This is a genomic window from Trebonia sp. (assembly GCF_030042015.1).
GTDB lineage: Bacteria > Actinomycetota > Actinomycetes > Streptosporangiales > Streptosporangiaceae > Trebonia.
Map to the genome: position 1 here is coordinate 1 of NZ_JASIAL010000282.1, position 3,174 is coordinate 3,174.

Genomic DNA, 3,174 nt, shown 5'->3' on the forward strand with positions numbered 1-3,174 from the left:
GCCGGGCGGCACCCACCGCGCCAGCAGAACCTCGCCATGCGCCGCGACCACGACCCGGGCCCCGGCGGCGGGCGGGCTCCCTGCGCCCGTGGCCAGCGCCTGGGCGGTGCGCCGATCGGCGCCGAGCTGGCCGGCCTCGCGGACCGCATCGGTCCAGGCCACATCCCAGGCATACTGCCGTTCTGACCCCGACTCCGGCACCTCGACGGTGGCCGTCACGCAGAGCCCGGACGCTGCCGAGCCAGGCTGCAGAGCGCGCAGTCCGGGTTCAAGCTCCAGTCGGCCGAGCCGGGCCAGCGGGTGTGTCATCGGTACGCTTGGCATGTTCCCATGACAGCACGCAGGCACAAAGGACCGGGCGGCGGGTCACTACGGCTGAGCACGAGGCACTGCGGTCCTCCGATTGGGGAGTGGCGGCTGGCGTTGCAGACACGATCGCCCGTTCGGGATAGCGGGCTAGCTTGCTGCGGCCTGCCGTGGTGTCTGGCCTGGGGTTGACTGCCCGGTGGCGGGACTGGCGGGACTGGCGGTCAGGGTTTTCTCGGCGGCGTCCACGATGCCGAGGTCGGCGCGGATGTGCAGTTCGGCCGCGGTGCTGAGCAGGGATTCGACCGCGGTGCTGCTGGTGGCGCCGCGGGCGTCGGCCAGGGCGTGCAGTTGCCGCAGCAGGTGCGCGCGTTGCCGGGCGAGCACGGCCGGCAGCGCGGCGGGGTCGCCGCAGCGCAGGGCGGCCATGATCTTGAGGAAGAAGTCGTCGCGGTAGCCGCGGGCCCGGATGGCCGGCTCGGCCAGCCACCGGTCCAGCTCGGCGCGGCCGGCCGGGGTGAGCCGGTGGACGACGCGGTCGGGCTTGACCTGCTGCGGCTGCCGCTCGGAGTCGATCAGGCCGTCCCGGGAGAGCCGGTCCAGGATCTGGTACAGGTGGCCGATGTTCAGCCCGCCCCACTGCTCGCCGACGGCCTGCTCGAAGCTGGCCTTGAGCTCGTAGCCGTGGGCGGGCTTGGCCGCCAGCAGGGCCAGGACCGCGTGGTGCAGGGGCATGACAGCCTTACCTTGCCGCTAGGGTAACGATCTGAAGTCCGTTCTTGCATTGCCGCTAGGTAAGGGTTGAGCATAGTCCCAGCCCCCGGTCGGCGCCAGCCCCCGGGACGGGCACGGGCATGCCAGCAGCGGCCCGCCGGACCAGTCGCTGACCGGGCGGGCAGCCATCTGCGTAAGGGATCGGGATGAACTCCGGCCAGGCACCCTCGGCGTACGGCGTAGCCAACGCGGGCCAGTCGCCGCAGGTCATGGTCGCGGCGGACGGTGTCAGCCGGACCTTCGGCAGCGGGCATACGGCCGTTCACGCGCTGCGCGAGGTCTCGTTCACGATAGGCCGTGGTCAGCTCGTTGCCTTGCGCGGACGATCCGGCTCAGGCAAGACCACGCTGCTGAACATCATCGGCGGCCTGGACGACCCGACGGCGGGCTGCGTATGGGTGGACGGCCGCGAGGTGAACCGGATGACCGAGCGGGAGCGGCTGGCACTGCGGCGGGACCGGGTCTCCTTCATCTTCCCGTCCTTCGGGCTCGTGCCGATGCTGTCCGCGGCGGAAAACGTCGGGATTCCGCTGCGCATCGCCGGCCTGCGGCCCGGCGAGCGCCGTGAGCGGGTCGCGGCCATGCTGGCGCTGACCGGGCTGTCCAGCCATGCCGCGCACCGCCCCGATGAGCTTTCCGGCGGCCAGCAGCAGCGGGTGGCCATCGCCCGCGCGCTAGCCGGCCGGCCGGGCCTGCTGATCGCGGACGAGCCAACCAGCCAGCTCGACCTGGAGACCGGCCGGCAGATCATGGAGCTGCTGCTCAGCGTGGTGCGTTCCGAGGGCGTCACCGCGCTGGTCGCCACCCACGACGAGGAGCTCGTCGACCTGGCCGACAAGATCATTTCGCTGGAGGATGGGTCCGTCGCGAGCGTCGAGGGCGGGTAGGAGCGGGCTATGGGTGGGCTGGGGGTGTCCTTCCTCGTCCGCCGGGCCAGGTCCTCGTGGTTGCTCCTGGCCTGCGTCGCGGTCACGGTGCTCCTGACCACCGGGCTTACGGCCGTGCTCTGGACCTTCGCGGTCAGGGTGGTCCCGACCGGAGCGCTGAGCACCCTGGCCGCCCCCCAGAGCCGGTCGTTCGCGCTCAGCGGCGTCATCGACGACGCCGGCCAGGCCGCCTCCGACTCGCAACTGATCCGTGCCACGCTGCGCGCGGCGTGGCCGGGGGTCGGTTTCCAGCTGGAAAGCGCGCTGTGGGCGGAGCCAATCCAGCTCCCGTCGAGCGCCGTAAGCCCACCCGTCTCCCAAGGCGGGCCGGGCGACCAAGGCGAGCCGGGCGGGCCGCCCGCCCCAGGGCCGACCATCACGCAGATCCTGCCCGCGTCGCTGGCAGGGATCAGCGCCCAGGCGACGCTGACCGCCGGGCAATGGCCTGGTCCGCCGCGCCACGGGGGTCCGCTGCCCGTGGCGCTGCCGGCCGCCGCGGCCAGCCGGCTGCACCTGACAGTGGGGTCGGTGCTGACGGGCACCCCTGCGTCCGGCGGGACGCCGGTTTCGCTGCAGGTCACCGGTCTGTTCAAGCCCAGGAACCCGGCGGCGGCGTACTGGAACGTGGACCTGCTGCCCGTCTCGGGGATCAGCAGCCAGAGTTACACCGTCAGCACAGCAGGGATGAGCCTCGCGGGTACCTTCGTCAAGTACGGCCCCGCGGTCGTGAACCCGGCCGCGTTCGGCGGGGCGCTCACCGCGAACCAGGCCTCGTGGCTGGTGTTGCCGCAGGCACCGGCGATGGCCAGCGGGAACATCGCCGCGCTGGCCGCGAGCACCAGCGCGGTGGTTTCACACCTGGCTGTTTCTGTCATGCCCGATGGGCTGCAGGTAGCCTCGGGCCTGCCGCAGCTCCTGGCCGGCCTGGCCAGCACGATCGTGCTGACCCGGTCGCTGTTCGCGATCGGCGCACTGCTGTTGCTGCTGGTCGCCGGGGCGGCGCTGGTGCTGGCCGCACGGCTGCTCGCCAGTCTGCGCGAGGAGGAGTCCGCGCTGCTGCGGGCGCGAGGCGCCACCAGGTGGCAGCTGACGCGGCCCGCGCTGGCCGAGGCGGTCGTGCTCGGCGCCGCGGCCAGCCTGGCGGGCGTGCTGGCCGGCACCCGGCTGA

General features: G+C 72.8%; 4 protein-coding genes. 2 read left to right on the top strand and 2 right to left on the bottom strand.

Features of this window, described 5'->3' with window-relative positions:
* Both Q1N79_RS15200 and Q1N79_RS15205 read right to left on the bottom strand, forming a co-directional pair.
* On the bottom strand, nt 1-324 hold a 324-nt coding region (locus Q1N79_RS15200), incomplete at its 3' end, for a hypothetical protein (RefSeq protein WP_300609603.1).
* 132 nt (nt 325-456) lie between these two features.
* Nucleotides 457-1,041 carry a PadR family transcriptional regulator gene (locus tag Q1N79_RS15205; RefSeq protein WP_300609605.1) on the bottom strand — a complete coding sequence of 195 codons (585 nt, stop codon included), beginning with the start codon at nt 1,039-1,041 and terminating at the stop codon, nt 457-459.
* A gap of 185 nt (nt 1,042-1,226) precedes the next feature.
* Between Q1N79_RS15205 and Q1N79_RS15210 the strand changes: the two genes are divergently transcribed.
* On the top strand, nt 1,227-1,967 hold the full coding sequence (locus tag Q1N79_RS15210) for an ABC transporter ATP-binding protein (protein ID WP_300609607.1): 741 nt from the start codon (nt 1,227-1,229) through the stop codon (nt 1,965-1,967).
* A 9-nt stretch (nt 1,968-1,976) separates the two neighbouring features.
* Nucleotides 1,977-3,174, top strand: a 1,198-nt coding sequence (locus Q1N79_RS15215; RefSeq protein ID WP_367185073.1) for an FtsX-like permease family protein, incomplete at its 3' end; no start/stop codon positions are given.